Annotated in this window: 9 protein-coding genes; 2 read left to right on the top strand and 7 right to left on the bottom strand. The window is 35.6% G+C overall.

Annotation, left to right across the window (positions count from 1 at the left end; genetic code table 11):
- Nucleotide 1: 1 nt before the first annotated feature.
- Nucleotides 2-934 carry a YihY/virulence factor BrkB family protein gene (locus tag BUA72_RS01675; RefSeq protein ID WP_034723575.1) on the top strand — a complete coding sequence of 311 codons (933 nt, stop codon included), beginning with the start codon at nucleotides 2-4 and terminating at the stop codon, nucleotides 932-934.
- A gap of 126 nt (nucleotides 935-1060) precedes the next feature.
- Here BUA72_RS01675 and argS read toward each other — a convergent pair whose 3' ends face one another.
- The 7 genes from argS to BUA72_RS01640 form a co-directional block, all read right to left on the bottom strand.
- A complete protein-coding gene (gene argS / locus BUA72_RS01670; RefSeq protein WP_072921550.1) occupies nucleotides 1061-2827 on the bottom strand; it encodes an arginine--tRNA ligase in 1767 nt (588 codons plus the stop codon).
- A 121-nt stretch (nucleotides 2828-2948) separates the two neighbouring features.
- Complete coding sequence (locus tag BUA72_RS01665) at nucleotides 2949-4349, bottom strand: SusD/RagB family nutrient-binding outer membrane lipoprotein (protein ID WP_228407826.1); 1401 nt, start codon at nucleotides 4347-4349, stop codon at nucleotides 2949-2951.
- A 39-nt stretch (nucleotides 4350-4388) separates the two neighbouring features.
- Nucleotides 4389-7412 carry a SusC/RagA family TonB-linked outer membrane protein gene (locus tag BUA72_RS01660; protein ID WP_072921546.1) on the bottom strand — a complete coding sequence of 1008 codons (3024 nt, stop codon included), beginning with the start codon at nucleotides 7410-7412 and terminating at the stop codon, nucleotides 4389-4391.
- A 528-nt stretch (nucleotides 7413-7940) separates the two neighbouring features.
- On the bottom strand, nucleotides 7941-9386 hold the full coding sequence (locus tag BUA72_RS01655) for a SusD/RagB family nutrient-binding outer membrane lipoprotein (RefSeq protein WP_072921545.1): 1446 nt from the start codon (nucleotides 9384-9386) through the stop codon (nucleotides 7941-7943).
- An 11-nt stretch (nucleotides 9387-9397) separates the two neighbouring features.
- Entirely contained in the window at nucleotides 9398-12394 is a 2997-nt protein-coding gene (locus tag BUA72_RS01650) for a SusC/RagA family TonB-linked outer membrane protein (protein ID WP_047452413.1), read from the bottom strand.
- 379 nt (nucleotides 12395-12773) lie between these two features.
- Nucleotides 12774-14420, bottom strand: coding sequence for a SusD/RagB family nutrient-binding outer membrane lipoprotein (locus BUA72_RS01645; RefSeq protein ID WP_072921543.1), 1647 nt, complete (start codon nucleotides 14418-14420; stop codon nucleotides 12774-12776).
- Nucleotides 14421-14430: 10 nt separating this feature from the next.
- Nucleotides 14431-17424, bottom strand: coding sequence for a SusC/RagA family TonB-linked outer membrane protein (locus BUA72_RS01640; RefSeq protein WP_072921542.1), 2994 nt, complete (start codon nucleotides 17422-17424; stop codon nucleotides 14431-14433).
- A gap of 315 nt (nucleotides 17425-17739) precedes the next feature.
- Between BUA72_RS01640 and BUA72_RS01635 the strand changes: the two genes are divergently transcribed.
- The gene (locus BUA72_RS01635) at nucleotides 17740-18324 is read left to right on the top strand and encodes a ribonuclease HII (protein WP_047452418.1); all 585 of its coding nucleotides are present in this window, start codon (nucleotides 17740-17742) and stop codon (nucleotides 18322-18324) included.
- The last annotated feature ends 69 nt before the right edge of the window (nucleotides 18325-18393 follow it).

The raw sequence follows: 18393 nt of genomic DNA, 5'->3' as shown, positions 1-18393 counted from the left end.
TATGATCAACAATATCAAATTTTTCTGGGAGACTTTAAAAGAGACTTTCGACGAATGGAACAATTCTTCCGCATCAAAAGATTCGGCAAGTTTAGCCTATTATGCGATCTTTTCCATCCCGGGATTATTGATTATTATTATCTGGATCGCAGGAAATTTCTTTGGTGAGGAAGCCATTCGTGGAGAAATCAGTAATCAGATCGGCGGATTAATGGGAGCTGATGTAGCTAAAAGTATTGAGGGAATGATTGCCGGAGCCCTTATTGATAAGCAGAATGTTTTCATGAAAACCGTAGGAATCGGATCTTTGGTTTTTGGTTCTACTACTTTGTTTTTTCAGTTACAACATACTCTAAATACGCTTTGGGATGTAGAAGCTGCTCCTAAAAAAGCATTAATCAAATTTCTTCTGGACCGCGCGAATTCATTGGGAATGATTCTTATTTTAGGTTTCTTACTGATGATCACAATGATTTTATCTTCAATGATCAGTCTGTTCAACAACTGGATCACCAATTATTTTGGACTTGAAACGTATATGCTTGTAGAGCTAGTGAATTTTGCCATCGGTTTTGGTTTGGTCATGCTCTTGTTTGCATTGATGTTCAAAGTACTTCCTGATGTGAAAATCAGCTGGAAACCAGTATGGAAAGGTGCTTTACTTACTACCATTTTATTTACCTTGGGTAAATTTTTACTGAGTCTGTATTTCGGTAATTTCAAACCTACCTCTACTTTCGGAGCGGCAGGAACTGTTATTTTAATTATGATGTGGATTAATTATTCCTGTATGCTGATCTTTTTCGGAGCGGAATTTACGAAAGTGTACAATTACAAAAAAGGCTACAAAGTCGTTCTTTCCAAGCATGCAAAATGGAGTGCAGCGAAGATGTACAGAGATAGTGCAAAGAAGAATGAGTTGGGAGAGAGTTGAGCGTTTCGGGGTACGCGTTGCGTGGTTTGAGTTGCGAGATTCTGGAGTACTAATAGTCGTTTATCATTAATACATTTTACACTATAAAAAAAATAGCCTCCCAAAAATTTCAGGAGGCTTTATTTTTTACATTCTGTTTACTGTTCCTATTCCCAGTAGTTTTAATGATTTTTGTATTGTTTTTGCTGTTATATCGGATAGATTTAAACGGAATTGTTTCAAATTTTCGTCTTCAAGCTTCACTATCGGAGTGCTTTGATTCTGATAGAATGAATTGTAAGATTTAACCAGGTCATAAACATAATTGGCTACCAATGCCGGGCTTAATGCTTCTGCAGCTTTCTCCACCACATTTTTATAATTGACCAATACTATGATCAGTTCTTTTTCAAATTGATTCGCATCAACAGTAGTGACTTCTTTATAGTGATAATCAGCCTTTGCCAATAAAGATTGAATACGCGCATAAGTATATTGAATAAACGGACCTGTATTTCCGTTGAATTCAATACTTTCTTCCGGATTGAAAAGCATTTTTTTCTTAGGATCCACTTTCAGCATGAAATATTTCAAAGCTCCCATACCGATTATTTCATAAGAAGCCTCTTTTTCATCTTCTGAAAGACCTTCCAATCTTCCCTGTTCTGTCGCTTTTAGTTTTGCGGTCTCATGCATTTCCTGCATCAGATCATCGGCATCTACAACAGTTCCTTCACGTGATTTCATTTTTCCGTTCGGAAGTTCTACCATTCCGTAAGAAAGATGGAATAGCTGATCTGCCCATGCATATCCCAGTTTTTTCAAGATTTTAAATAAAACCTGGAAGTGATAATCCTGTTCGTTTCCTACCGTATAAATTAATTTCTGAATATTATTTTCTTTAAAACGCTCAACAGCCGTTCCTAAATCCTGAGTCATGTACACAGAAGTTCCGTCTGAACGCAACAATAATTTCTGATCTAAACCTTCATCTGTAAGATCACACCAAACCGAACCGTCTTCTTTCTGATAAAGAATACCTTTGTCCAGTCCTTCCTGGATCAGGTCTTTTCCTAAAATATACGTATTGCTTTCGTATTGAACCTGGTCAAAATTTACTCCTAATCTTTGGTAAGTTTCGTTGAAACCTTTGTAAACCCATGAGTTCATTTCGTTCCAAAGATTTCTCACCGTCTCGTCGCCATTCTCCCAATCTAAAAGCATTTTTTGAGCTTCTTTGATCAATGGAACATCTTTTTTAGCCTGATCTTCTGTTGAACCCTGTGCAACAAGTTCTGCAATTTCTGTTTTGTAGTTTTTATCAAATTCTACATAATAGTTTCCTACAAATTTATCGCCTTTTGTATTCGTTGACTCCGGAGTTTCGCCTTTTCCAAATTTTTCCCAAGCCAACATTGACTTGCAAATATGAATTCCTCTGTCATTGATGATCTGAGACTTGATCACATCATAGCCCGCCTCCTTAAGAATCTGCGCTACGGAAAATCCTAATAAATTATTTCTAACGTGTCCAAGGTGAAGCGGTTTATTGGTGTTCGGGGAAGAATATTCCACCATTACCGTAGAATTTTTCTTTTCTATGGTATCGAAATCGTTGCTCACAGATCTGAAGTTATCCACAAACAACTGGTTTTTTACCTTAACATTAAGGAAACCTTTTACTACATTGAAGCTTTCGAACAGATCAGAGTACTCCGTCAAAGCTCCTCCCAATTCAACGCCAATATTTTCCGGATTTTTTTTCAGTTGTTTTACCAATGGAAATGTAACAATGGTAAAGTCGCCTTCAAATTCCGTTTTATTTTCCTGAACTTCCAGATTGATGTCTTTCAATTGAAATACATTTAAAATAACCTCCGAAAGTTTCTTCTCTATGATATCTTTAATATTCATGTGTATCTATTACTTTTTTTAAGACTATGGGGAATAGTCTTTTCTTCTCAAAATTTTAAAGTACAAATATACGGAAATAAAAAAACCGCCCGAAGGCGGTTTTTGATATGAATGCATATTCTTAGTTGATATCCCAGAATATTTTTGTAGTTAGTTTGTCACCTCCAATCGCGGCGCTTGCGGCAGAGTTGTTGGTTCCATTAGTTGTAGATTCTGCAGGAGGATATTGAAGTCTCACAGGGACTTTACCTCCGGCGTTTGGAATTGCTGTAGTAGGAGCAACTAGTTGTGGATAATCAAGTCTTCTGTAGAAATTCCAAGAAGTTACTGCCTGATTATACATCGCTACCCAAGCCTGTTCTCCGATTGATTTTTTCCAATTTGAAGCGTTGTACGGATGAGCTACTAAATAGGCTGCTGCATCAGAAGCCATTCCCCAATCAGTAAAAGAAGAGGTAACTGCATCATTATATAAAGTAGCAGGAGCTCCTCCTATTCCCCATCTTGCAGCTGCTTCAGCAAGATAAAACTTCACTTCAGTATAGCTTAAAAGGGTTCCTGGTGTAGTAGCATCTCTAGTAAAAGTGCCAGGTTTTGAAAAGCTGGCAAAAGCGCCAGGTGAACCAATTACCTGACCAACATATTGGCCGGCTATCGGTCCTCTATAATATACACTAATTCTTGGATCTGCTGTAGTCTTCATATAATCCACTAATGTCTTTCCTGCAATAAAATCATTTCTAGAAGTCACTTCCTGATAAATAGGGTTTTCATTAGGTGAAGAATCCAGATACTGAAATTTACAGTCATCACCTGATGAAGACATTAGTCCACCTGCGATCGCCTGATTAACGGTAGTCTGGGCCAAACCTGGATTAACATCTGCCAAAGCCATTCCGAGTTTAAGCAGCAATGAATTACCAAATTTTTTCCATTTTCCAACATCTCCTTTATAAAGCACATCTCCGTTTCCAAAAGCATCTGAAGCTGTAGATAAGTTATTTATGTCGACCGTTAATTTTGAAATAAGTGACGCATAAATATCTGATGCTTTATCATATTTAGGAAGAGGGTAAGCCTCTATATCTAAAGCTTGTGTGTAAGGAATATCTCCATAAGTATCTACTAAAACCTGGAACGTATACACCTGCATTATATCAATCACGGCCAATTGATTTTTCTTTATACCCGGCCAAGTTGCTGTTTCCTGAAAAGTTGGAACATATGCTTCAATAGTTCTTCTTGCCTGATCTAAATTTTTTAATGTATTCACATAGGTATCAGTCCAGACATTATTTGATACGTTTCTATTTGTAAAGTCATAATTACTTTCGTTTACATAAATAGTTTCCTGCCAATATTGCATGGTTAGCCTAAAGTTATTTTCATTCACATTAGGTGTAGTCATATAATCACTTAATTCTTTCTGTGCATATGTTATTAATGCTTCTGGCGTGGTATTATATGTTGCATGCTGATCGGTGTTTACATCATCACTTGTTGAACATCCCACGAACAACATAGCGACTAACGATGTTAATATATATTTTTTCATATTTTCTTAAAAATTAATTTTCACATTAAACGATATGTTTCTTGTAGTTGGAAGTGGTCCAGACTGGTATCCCTGAATGTTTCCTGCTGATAAACCTGCCTCTGGATCTGAATAAGGAAGATTCTTATGAATGATCCAAAGATTATTACCTATCAGACTCATTGACATTCCCTGTATAAATTTAGAATTAAAGAAATCCTTATCAAATTTATAAGTTATTGCTACTTCTCTAAGCTTTACGAAACTTGCATCATAAATATAAGCAGCTCCCGGAAGATCTGTTCCTAACACCTGGCTGGATCTTGATTTATCTAATCTAATTGTATTTGGAATATAATTTCCTGGATTATTAGGATCCTGCATTACTCCCGGCATAATTACACCTCCACCGTTAGGAAGAGTATTTCTTATCGGGTTACCCAAGTCATTCATACCTACTGAATCAGGATAAAGCCCTGTTCCATAGCCATAGAATTGGTCTAAAGAATATACTTTTCCACCCTGTCTCCAGTCAATTAAGAAGCTTAATGATAGTTTTTTATATGTTATCATATTGTTTAAACCAGCACTCCATCTGGATTGAAAGCTTCCTTGATTGTAAGTAGCTTTATCTGTTACCAAATAAGCTCCGTTTGGTCCTACAATCTTTTGTCCGTTTGAATCATAAACAAAATCAGATGTCCAAAGAGTACCATAATCTCCATTTAGAGGGGCATTAACACTTGCTCCACCCTGAAGTCTACCAATTGAAATATTCTCAATCCCCGGACTCAATGCTGTAACTTTAGTCCATGGATTAGACCAGTTTAGATTAATGTCCCAGGAAAAATTAGTTGTTTTAATAGGAGTTAAGTTAACAGCTACTTCAAATCCTTCTGTTGTCAACTCACCCGCATTTTGAGTTCTTGCGCCAGACCCTGTAGCAAATGAAACTGGTAATGCCAGAATTTGATCATAAGCTTTATTCTGGAACCAAGATACATCAAAACCTACACGATTATTAAACAATTTTGCTTCAATACCAAGCTCCACATTTTTAAGTCCTTGAGATTTAAGATCAAAGTTTCTTAGCACAGCATTGTAAGCATATACCGGAATATCTCCGTATGATGGTTGTGAAAAATATCGATTCATCAACTGATCTGCATTTGTATCCGATCCTACTTGAGAATATCCAGCACGTACCTTTCCAAAATTCAACCAATTAGCTTTTAACAAATTAGAAAAAACGAGACTTCCTGATATTGAAGGATACCAATAAACTGCATTATTATTCGGCAATGCGGTAGACTGATCCCTCCTGATAGTACCTTCTAAATAATACGTATTTTTATATCCAAATGAAACCTGAGCAAAAGTACCATATAAATATTTCGATACATCAGATATCAAGGGTCTTGCAGGATTAGATTTTGAATTAGCTATAGTATAGATTCCCGGAGTATACAATCCTCCAGATGTTGATTGTTGATTTGAAAAAGCTTTCTGAACATTTACGTTTCCTCCTAATAAGGCACTCACATTAAAATCATCAGTGATATCCTTTTTATAAGTAGCAATAAGGTCGTAATTTGTTTCGTTAAATTTATAATTACTTAAAGCATATCCCGACGGCTGAACCACAGTATTTAAACCAAAAGTGTTTCCTACATAAGATCCGACGGCTTTTCTATCTTCAGTCATCATTGTATATCCGTCTGTACCCATTCTAAATAGTAAATTAAACTCTTTACTTACATCATAGTTTAAGCTAAAGTTTCCTGCAAACCTATCTCTTGAATCATTCTGATAATTTTCATATCTCTGAAAATAAGGATTGTCCCAAAATGCTGGCGATAAATCATCAGACCCATTGATATTCCAAGTATAATTTTTCTTGTAAGCATTATACAGATACTGCAAATCTTTAACATCTACGTTGGTGGGCCACCATTGTCTAAAATTAGTCATAATGTTATCATTATAACCGGTACTATTTCTACCCTTAGTTTTTTGGGTAACATAATTAGCATAAAAGTTTGCCGTTAGTTTATCTGTAAGCTTGTAAGAGGCATTACCACTAAAGTTATTTTTCATTAGTGAACTATTTGGCAGGATATCAGTGGCATTTGTATTGGTATAACTTAAACGATACGTTGCCACATCATTGCCACCACTAAATGCTAAACTGTTTACATATGTGGATCCTACATCGAAAAACTTAATCGGTCCATTTTTTGCCATTTGCCAAGGAGTCCTTTGCCCTTCAGTTGGTGATCCTGGGGTAAAAGCTCCATATTGCCACACCATTGATCCATCATAAGGCGAACCATATGAAGCATCATTTCCAAATTCAACAACTTGGCTTCCGTCCAAGGTACCCGAAAAACTTGTTCCCCTGTATCCTTGCCCATACTCTGATTGATATTTTGGAAAAGTAGACCTATCAACAGTTGACATTGTAATAGAGCTAGAAAACTCCATTCCTATGCCTTCTTTATTCTTTTTACCTTTCTTAGTTGTAATGATAATAACCCCGTTTTGAGCTCTTGATCCATAAAGAGCAGTTGCAGCAGCTCCCTTAAGAACGTTAAGAGTTTCTATATCATTAGGATTTATATCAGATATTGCACTACCGTAGTCATAACCGCCACCTCCGGTATTTTGGGAAGCAGTATTGATATTATTATTTAAAATAGGGATTCCATCTACGACAAAAAGCGCTTGGTTATTACCTAGTAGGGATTTAAACCCTCTCATTACCACATTAACAGATCCTCCAAAGTTGGTACTTTGTTTAATTTCCAGACCAGCTACTTTACCGGATAAGTTATTTAAGAAGTTAGTTGTAGGATTTTTATTAACAGCATCACCCTTTACTTCCTGGGTTGCATAACCAAGAGATCTCTTTTCTCTTTTAATTCCGAGCGCGGTTACTACCACCCCCTCAATTTCTTTTGTTTTTACAGTATCATTCGTCTGCTGAGCGTTAGCAATAGCAACAGATGAAGACAATACCAAAACAAGCAGACTTGTTGTTAGTTTCTTCATATCAAATTTTAATTTTGTGACTGTACAAATTTGTAAAACTTTCTTAAAAACACAAAACAAAATCTTAAAAAAATATCAAATATTCATTAATTTCTAAATTTAATATAAAATAAATTATTAAATTTAGTTAAAATGAATACAATTAACAAAAACAAAACATTTTAGCAATATTTTTTTTCAGAAAAACACAACTGCTTCTAATTGATATTTTCTATATGATACATTACCCAAAATAACAATAACAAGCTGATAGTCAAAAGGATTCAAAATAATCTTTTGATAAATAAGATTAATAGCAAAAAACAAAACTATGTTATGCATATATTATTTTTCTACTAAATAAGGGAGGTTCGACGCTATAAAGCAAAAAAAAGAAAAAAATGATCATAAAAATATAGTATAGTTTTGTCTTATAATCGGATAATGCGAAGCAATACTCTTATCAATGAAATCTTTTCAGATGTAAAAACAAAAAAAAGGTCATTTTCACAAATCGTGAAAATGACCTTTAATGTAAATAATATTCTTCTAGAATTTATCCCAGAATAACTTTGTCGTTGCTTTATCACCACCTATTTTACTGGCAGCAGCATTAACATTTGTTCCATTTAGCACATATTCCTGATCAGAATAAGGCATTCTGTATGGCACAGATGATAGGTTGGACTTTGGAGGATTAACAAGAATTGGGTTATCTAAACGTCTTGTGAAATTCCAACTGGCAAACCCTCTGTTAAACAAGGCTATCCAAGCCTGAACACCGATAGATTTTTTCCAGTTAACCGCATCATATGGATTACCAGCTAAATAAGTCATTGTATTAGCTGCACTTACTCCATTTTCATTCATTGAAGCAGTAACTGCTGCTGCATAAAGATTTGCAGCTGTGTCGCCAGCAGAATAATTTCTGGCAGCTGCTTCAGCCTTAAGAAAGACTACCTCCGAGTAACTCAATAGGTTTGAAGAACTGGTTGCAGATCTAAAGTAAGGACCTAATTGTGAAAAATTAGTATAAGGATCATTTAATTCTCCAAAAACACCACCTTTATAAGCTCCTGCAACTTTTGTAAACCATACATCCATTCTTGGATCTGATAAATTTTTCATGGTATTCACAACCAATTCACTAGGTAAAAAGTCATTTCTATTCGAGGCCACTAGGTTGTCAAAAACTGGATTTGAAAATGTATTCCCGTCATACTTAAATTTATAAGCCTCTGCATCAGAAGAAATAACTCCACCTGAGATTGCTGATTCAACAGTGGCTTTTGATAGCACAGGATCAACATCAGCTAAATTCATTCCTAACCTTAGTTTTACGGAGTTGGCCAATTTAATCCATTTTGTCATATCACCCGAATAAACCAGATCTCCAGAATATTCTCCCCCAATTGGAGCATATCCTTTAACAGATGGTTTTATAGTTGCGATAACATTGTCGATTCTTTTAATTAAATCTACATAAATACCTTTCGCGTCATCATATTTTGGGCTTAAAATCTCATCAGGTTTAAAAGCCTCAGAGTAAGGAACATCCCCATAAGTATCAACTATATTTTCCCAAATAAAAATTTCTTCAATTTCTAACGTTGCCAATTTATTTGTTCTAATATCTTCAGTTTCAACTTCATTTTTCAGATTAACTTTTGCCTGTCTAAGGTTATTAATACTATAAACATACATTCTATTAAAATGATTTCTAGGTTGATTTCGGGTAATCAAGTTATATTGAGTTTCATCCGGATATTGAGTTTCAGCCCATTGTTGCGTAAAGAACCTGTAGTTATTAAAATTTACATTGGGATTATCCATATAATACGATGACTGGTATAAAGCCGTCGCTAATAAATTTTCAGAAGGCAGAACTGATGGATGTTTAGGGTCATCATTAAGGGAGGTTAAATCACTTTGACATGAACTTAAACCTAAACCCATGCATACAGACACTAAACTTATTTTTATAATATTTTTCATTTTTAACGTAATTAGAATTTAAATGTTACATTGACACCCACATCTCTTGTAGTTGGCATCGAACCAATAGACCAACCATAAGAGTTGAGTCCTCCTCCAACCACAGCTTCAGGATCAGCATATGGCAGGTTTTTATGAATAATCCATAAATTTCTTCCAACAATCGAAATTTTGGCATCATAAATTTTTGTTCCCGCTAATAAAGATTTAGGAAGCATGTATCCAATACTCGCTTCTCTTAGCTTAATATATGAACCGTCATAAACAAACTCTCTCGAAGGCTGAGTTTTATACCCGTAACTGCTTCCATTGTCAAACTGCGATAATGGAATATTATTTGGAGAACCATTAGGGAGAACACCTGGAAGGACAACATTTTGATCTCTATAAGATCCTTCAGCAGTTTCTTTGTATAAACCTGAAGACAAGCCATAATACATATCAGTTGAGAAAATATCTCCGCCTTTACGCATATCAATTAAGAAACTCAATGAGAATCCTTTATAGCTCATACTGTTTCTTATTCCTCCAATCCAATCTGGAGTTGTATTACCGATAATCTGATTACCATTCTGTAAATATTTACCCGTAGCCGGATTAATAACCTTTTCACCATTTAAATAGGTATAATCAGCGCCAACTAACGTTCCCCAAGCTTCTCCTACTCTGGCATTTAAAGATACACCTCCGGTAAAACTGTTTAACAATAAGTTCGTGATACCCGGATAAAGTTCGATAACTTTATTTTTATTTTTAGACCAGTTGACATCAATATTCCATGTAAAATCTTTCGATTTGATAGGTACCAGGCCAAGTTGCACTTCGTATCCGGTATTATCAATTCTACCAGCATTAACAACTTTACCTAAGTAGCCTGCTCCCGAAGAAACCGGAAGAGTAATAATCTGATCAACTGTTTTTGTTTTATAATAGGCAAAATCAAGTGTGATCCTGTCTTTTAAGAAATGAACTTCAGTTCCTACTTCAAATTCTTTAGATCTTTGAGGCCTTAGACCCGGATTAGACTGATTTAAAATTGGATTGTAGATCCCTACACCAGATAAAATCCCTGCAGATCTATAATTATTAACTAACTGATAAGGATCTGCCGTACCGCCTACTTCAGCATAGTTCGCTCTTAGTTTCCAGAAATTCATCCAGCTTTTGGTATCAATAATTTCGGACATTATTAATGATCCTGTTACAGAAGGATAATTATAAACATTATTTCCTGCTGGCAATGTTGAACTTTGATCTACCCTCCACGTTCCATCTACATAGAATTTTTTAAAGAAATCAAATGAAGCAGTCACATATCCGGAATTTGTCTGTGTAGTGGATTCATTTTCATCCGATGCTAAAGGTGACTTTTTAGAATTTGATAACGCGTAGATTCCCGCAACGACAAGTCCTCCTTCCGTTGAAGCATAAACAGAATTTAAATAATTCCTGCGTATATTTCCTCCAAGGACTCCGGAAACGTTAATATCATCTGTTATATCAAATTTATAATTCACCATTAAATCATAGTTGGTTTCTGTTCTTAACAGATCACGTCTTGCATAACCTGAACCAACAGAATTATTTGATTGTCCAAAAGCTTGTGGCAGAGCTCCAACAGCTAATCTGTTTTCAGCCATAAGATTGGATCTGTCATAAGATATTTTTCCGGTAACAGAGACTTTATCAAATAGATCGTAGGTTACCTGTCCATATGTGAAATTTCTAAATCTTCTATCAGATGTATAGTTTTGATAGGCCTGGAAATACGGATTATTCCAATAAGCAGGTGCTCCATTAGCTGCAGATTTCCTACTCCAGGTAACGTTTCCAAAATTATTAGCTGCACTGGCTACAGAAGGATCAATATTAGCAAGATAAGCTCTTTCCAAATCATTAAGATCTACATTGGTTTGCCACCATTGTCTGAAACCTGTTGCGATATTGTTGGAGTATCCTGTAATACCTCTTCCCTTAGTTTCCTGTAAAGTCAGTGTAGAATAGAAAGAAGAATGCAATTTAGGAGTCAGATCGTAATTAACCTTTAAAGAGAAGTTATTCTTATTGATGTGCGAGTTGGGTACCAAACCATCAGACATCATATTATCATAAGTAAAACTAATATTCTTTCCTTTTTGCCCTTTTTCAAGAGTTATGCTATTGGTATATGTTGTAGGATTATTAAAAAACTTAATCGGTCCATTTTTAGCAGCTACCCAAGGCGTTGCTTTTTTATAGTTAGGAGAAGTTGGGTCAAAAGAATCCCATTGATAAACCATTAAGTTGGGATCAAATTTTGGCCCCCAAGATGCATCAGCGCCATAGTTCGCATTATTTAAACCATCAGCAGCCTGACTTCCAAATTTTTGAGAATATCCGGCACCATAACTTGTCTGGTATTCCGGAAAAGTAGATTTATCAATAAAACCAACCTGCATTGAAGATGAAAATGTGACTCCCCAAGATCCGTCATCTTTTCCTTTTCCATTTTTCGTTGTGATAACAATTACTCCATTTAAACCTCTTTCTCCATATAATGCAGATGCTGCTGCACCTTTTAAAACGTTGATCGATTCGATGTCTTCCTGATTAATATCAGAGAGAGCATTTCCATAATCTACATTTTTTTCCTGGGTATAGGTATTGTTTACCGGTGATCCATCAATAACAATCAGAGGATTTCCTCCTCCTAATGATTTAACACCTCTTATCAATAAGTTTGACGAGCCTCCGAAGTTATTGTTTGTTGTCACATTAAGCCCGGCTACTTTACCTGATAACTGAGAGGCAATATTACCTGTATTAGTAGTTCCATCTGAGAGTGCACTTGCTTTAATTTCTTGCGAGGCATATCCCAAAGATTTTTTCTCTCTTTTAATTCCGAGTGCGGTAACTACCACTCCCTCTATCTCCTTCGTTTTTACAGTATCGTTCTTTTGCTGGGCATGAGCAACAGCGATAGACGAAGACAACACCAAAACAAGTAGACTTGCTGTTAATTTCTTCATATAAATTTTAATTTTTGTAGCCGTACAAATTTGTAAAACTTTCCCAAAGACACAAGGAATTATAAAAATAAACGGTTATCATTAACTAAAAAGAATAAACAATAGTAATTAATTCACAAAATAATGATTTTTAACAATTTTTAAAATAAAGAACCAAAACATTAATTATTTTTTTTCATAAGACACCCATTCTATAAAAAAACTCACAATAAGATGAAATAAATTGATTCTCAAATACATATAGAATAAAGTCAATATATCCCTAACTATGCATATAATATACAATTATAACACATAATCACAAAAATCGTTAGCAAAATCATAAAACAAAAAAAACCGCCCGAAGGCGGTAATAAAAATATATTAAAATTTGTCTTACTTATTTCAACCAGAATGGAGAATAAGCATTGATATTGTACATATCATCAATACTTGGGTTTGGCACGTTAGCCGTATTGGAAATATACTCAGACTGAGGATACATTAATCTCTTCGGTCTTGATGAATAATAAGCTCCTTGTGGCATCGGTAACTGAGGGAATCCAGTTTTTGTATAACTGATGTACGTCTCAGTAGGGTTGATATTTGTTAATGCAACCCATTTCTGGTACTGAATAGCTTGAATCTTATTAGCAGTCGCAGCCCATCCCATTCCTGGTTTTGCAGCTATCGCAGTAAGATACGCAGCACTAGCAGCTGCACCAGAGGCAGGTCTAGTAAATGTTTCAAATGACTCAGTAATACCTTGATTAAAACTCGTTTGAGCATTAAACGCCATGGTAGTAGGATATACAACCGCAGCTTCAGCCTGTAAGAATCTTACTTCTGATAATGTCAGCACAAGTCCTGGATTTGAAGCTAATGCCGTACTTGTATTAGGTCCAGTAGAACCATTAGTAAAGGCCATGAATAAACCTAAAGTAGCAAAATCACCTTCAGCCTTTCCTGATTGTTTAGTTCCTCCCTGAGGTTGTCCTATTACATTAGCAGCAGCATTACTTGGACTTCCAAGTCCTCTACCAATAAATAATCTGGAAATTCTTCCATCTGATACTCCTGAAGTTTCAGTTGTTAATCCTTTTAGAGAATTAATGATATGCTCTGATGCAAATGTTTGTCTAAAACCTGCACCAATATCTCCCGCATCTATATCTATTCTTCCAAAATTTGCATAGAAAGGATTTCTCTGATCTAATGCATTTGGATTAAATCCTGGCTGGATCTTCACATCTGCACTAATAAAATTAGCTGGATTACTAGTCAATGGAGCCATAGCCAGAAGTTCTGCATTTCTCCATGTAATAACCTCAGGATCTGTACAGTTAGAAAGCCTAACAAGCATTTTAAGTTTCACTGTATTAGCCATTTGCGTCCAGAAAGTTCTCCATGTAGCAAGATCCTGAGTTGTACCAGAACCTAGGAAGATTGGATCTTCAGCAAAAGCCAAATTATAATTAGACGAACTTGGAGTCTGTGGGATCAAGGCAAGTGCTTGGTTTAGTTCCGCTAAAAGTCCCTTATAAACATCCTTAGCCTTATCATATTTAGGATTCTTATTAGCCTGTCCTTTGAACGCCTCAGTATAAGGAACATCATTGTATAAGTCAACGATCATCTGCATATAATAAGCCTTCATCACTTTAGCTACAGCAACGTGGTGTGGATATTTTGCAGATTCCGGTGCATCAATTACCGCCTGCAGGTTAGATACTCCTAAATAAAGATTATCCCAGATATTGTCATAGAACTGTGAATCTGCTCTCATTCTGAACTCATCCCCGTAAGGAGAGGCATAATAGTAAATATTTCCTGCCCATGCATTCATCATCAGGTTACCGAATCTGTTCATGGTATTACCCTGCGTTCTGAATACAACAGTCTCAGCAGCGCCCAGTCTATCTTTAGGAGTTACCTGATTAGTATAGGCTTCGTTTACATTTTTATTTACATCCAGGAAATCATCACTACACGAGTTGAAAAACAGCAGCGTCGTCATTCCTAAAATAGGTATTAATATCTTTTTCATTATGATTTATTTAAAAATTAATTGTAGTAGTGAATCCTACTGTTCTCGTTGATGGATATTGATTTGCATTGGTCAGTCCCTGGATATTTCCTGTTGTGAAAGATCCTTCAGGATCTGCATACCCTCTATTTTCTTTAGCAAATTTATAGAATGGGTTTCTTGCATATACACTGAAGCTTAGTCCAGTCAATCCAATAGATCTAGCTGCATCTGCACTTAATGCATAAGATACACCTAATTCTCTAACTCTGAATGCAGTACCACTTAAGATAAAGTTTTCCCCAACTCTTGAGTATACGCTTCCATAGTAATCCGGCAAGTCTCCATAACTTTCTCCTCCAGATTTGATTGAAGTATTTTCAACATACTGTCCAGCTGAGTTCATATAAACAGAGTTTGGAATAACATAACCACCTTGAGTTCTGTCAAAATCTGCAGACTGCTCCAGGTTTCCACTGAATGCCAGACCTGCCATTGCTCCAGAATAGATTTTACCACCATTTCTGTAATCAAGAACTGCATACAATCCAAAGTTTTTATATTTGAAGTTTGTATTAAGTGCTAATGTATAGTTAGGTGTAACACGTCCAAAGCTCACATAGTTGTTAGAAATATAAGGATTCCCGTTGTCAGGGTTGATAATGATTCTTCCTTGCTCATCTCTCATATAGGCAGTAGCCTTCAATTGAGGGAAATCTTCTCCTTTCACGGCATAGATACCAGCAATTCCTCCCGTAGAAAGGTTTACTTCATCCTGTCCATCAGCCAATTCAATTACTTTCGTTCTGTTAATAGACCATCCAAGGTTTAAATCCCAAGAGAAGTCAGTCCCTTTTATTGGCGTTAATCCTAAATTAACCTCCATCCCCTTGTTTCTAATATCACCTACGTTAACTGCTGTAAGCTGTAAACCTGATGCTGAAGATGTAGTCTGGTTAGTGATAAGGTCTTTAGTCGTTTGAAGATAAAAACTCGCATCTAAGGTAATTCTGTTTTTAAGGAATCCTAAACCTAAGCTTACTTCATCACTGGTTATCTTTTCAGGTCTGATATTAGTATTTGTAGGTCTTTGATTGTTTACAAAACTTAGAGGTCCCGCTGAACCAAACGGATATCCTTGCCCTAAAACAACAGTATCTTCAATACCAAAGATAGTTACCGGGTCATTTCCTACTCTTGTATGAGATCCTTTCACTACAAATCTGCTTACCACTTCGCTTTCAACATTGAATGCTTTCAAAGGCATGAATGATACCCCTCCAGAATAGTAGAAGTAGCTAGGCTTGCTATCCTGAGTCTGATCAGAATGAAGAAGTTTAGAAGAATTTTCGTATCTTCCTGTAGCATTTACAAATAAATAATCTTTATATGAAAGATCCATATTAGCAAAGAATGCATATCTGTTATCAGTGAATCTTCTGTTGTTAAGGTTATATGGAATAGTTAGATTACTAAGGTTCCAGTATTGATAAATACCAGGAATTTTAATCCCGCTACCTCCTACTGATGTAGTCTTACTTTCAGTTCTCTGTACGTTATAACCTAATGTCAATTTAAAATTAATGTCTTTTGTAAAGTCATAATTAAAATTAGCCATCAAGTCATTATAGAAATATCTATTGATCGCATTAGACTGAGCCAAAGTTGAAGTAATTGAATTTGGTGCAGGAAGACCATCTGGTTTCACAATCGTTGGAACAGATTGTGATGCATTATATCCGTTGTTATAGTTCAATATGTCGGTTGAAGTGATCTGAGCAGTTCCGTTATTGTTAATGGAGATATGATCATTGATCTTATAACCTAATGAAATAGTTCCGTTTAAGATATCAACCTTAGATGTATTTCTAACATTTTGGATTGTCCAGTAAGGGTTTTGATAGAAAACAGTCCAAGCATAAGGATTTGGGCTATTTCTGAAATCCACGATAGGAACCTCTGCAGCAGATTGAAGAAGGTTTGTATATAGTGCAGGATCTGTTGAGTTAACAGATCTGTTGATATAAGTTACCGATCCATCTAGAGAAAGATTTCCAATTTTGAAACCTCCATTTAACATTACTGAAGTTTTCTTCAACTTATCATCAGCAACAATAAATTCTCTATCTTGACGGTTGATCGTTAATCCTGCATAAGCACCTTCGCTTCCTGCAGTAATGCTTAATGTATTATTAAGGTTAAGACCAGTTCTGAAGAATTCCTTAGCATTATCTTTTTTTCTCGGCGCAAATGGTGCGAATACAGATGCAGCTGCATCTTCCGTAGGAACATCTCCGTCTGGATTAACTGAGATTACTCCATCTCCGTCCACATCATAAAAAGGAACCCCAATAGCTACATTCTGACCAGCAAAAGCAGGATCAGAATACGCAGGTCCCCAAGAACCGTTTTCTACGTGAATTCTATCCCCGTACCAACCTTGTCCGTATTTTTGTTGTCTTTTTGGTGTAAAAGCAACATTATCAAATTCAACGTTACTGTTGAAATTAACTCTAGGCTTTCTGCTTCCACTTCCTTTTTTAGTAGTTACGATAAGGGCACCGTTAACCCCTTGAGACCCATAAAGAGCTGCTCCTTGCAGACCTAATAGGGTTGTAGTAGATTCTATAGCATCAGACGGTAAAGACTGAAGAATTGTCATCGTAGAAATTACACCGTCAATAACAATCAATGGAGAAGTACTTCCTGTTAATGTTCTAGAACCTCTGATTTTAATATCATAAGTACCATCAACACTGCTGCTTGTTTTATTAATAGTAAGACCAGGTACTTTACCTGCCAAAGCTGCAATAGCATTCGGAGCACCAGCTTGAACAAGCTTGTCTTTCCCAATAACGGCAGCCGTTGAAGTCTGAGCATCCAACTTCATTTTTCTGTTCATGGCTCCGGTCATGATTACCTCACCAATCTCCGTCGTTTTAACAGTATCTTTCTTCTGACCACTTACTAAAGCAAAAGTCGAAGACAGAACTACCACTAAAACACTTGTAGTTAATTTCTTCATATTTAAATTGATTATTTTTTTTTATGATTGCAAATATGTGAAACTTTCTTAAAATCACCAAACATTTCGTTAAAAATATTTAATTTAACAAACAACAAAGCAACAATAAGTTAAATACTTAGAAATATATTAATAAAAAAGGCCATTATTTAAAAACAATCAAAACTATCGCCATTTAACACTATACAACCATTGTGTTAAAAAGAAGCAATATGTTTATTAAATTCGACATATATATTAAAAAAATACACATCACCTCAAAATGCAATTTTTACTATTTTTACATCTCATTTACTAAATAGTATAAATAATTTTATGGATTTATTGCAAAAATGGACAGATCTTTATATTGAAGCTGGATGTGATGAAGTTGGGCGAGGATGCCTGAGCGGACCTGTGGTTGCTGCAGCGGTTATCTTAGACGATAGTTTTCAGCAAAATCTTGTCAATGATTCAAAGAAGTTAACATTCAAAACGAGAATGGATCTGGATAGCTACATTAAAGACAATGTAAAAAATTACGCCATTGCAGAACTACCTCCGGAGTTTATAGATGAACACAATATTCTTAATGCGAGTATCCACGCTATGCACCGTGCACTGGATCAATTAACAATAAGACCTGAACTTATTTTAGTAGATGGAAATAAATTTCATCCTTATAATTTCATTCCTCACCAATGTATTATAAAAGGTGATTCAAAAGTATTATCTATTGCGGCAGCTTCTATTCTTGCTAAAAACTACAGAGATAAGCTAATGATCGAACTTCACGAAGAACATCCGGAATACAGCTGGAATACCAATTTCGGGTATGCTACTAAAGCCCATCAGCAAGCGCTCATAAAGCATGGCCCTACGAAACACCACAGACAATCCTTCAGACTGAAATATGATTAATCAGAAGTAATACTTACCGATAACAATTCAATGCAAAAAAAAAAGAGAAGCAAAATTTGCTTCTCTTTT

The sequence above is a fragment of the Chryseobacterium sp. OV279 genome, from assembly GCF_900128945.1.
GTDB lineage: Bacteria > Bacteroidota > Bacteroidia > Flavobacteriales > Weeksellaceae > Chryseobacterium.
Note: the sequence above shows the minus strand (reverse complement) of the source record. Positions and strands in the feature narration are given on the sequence as shown.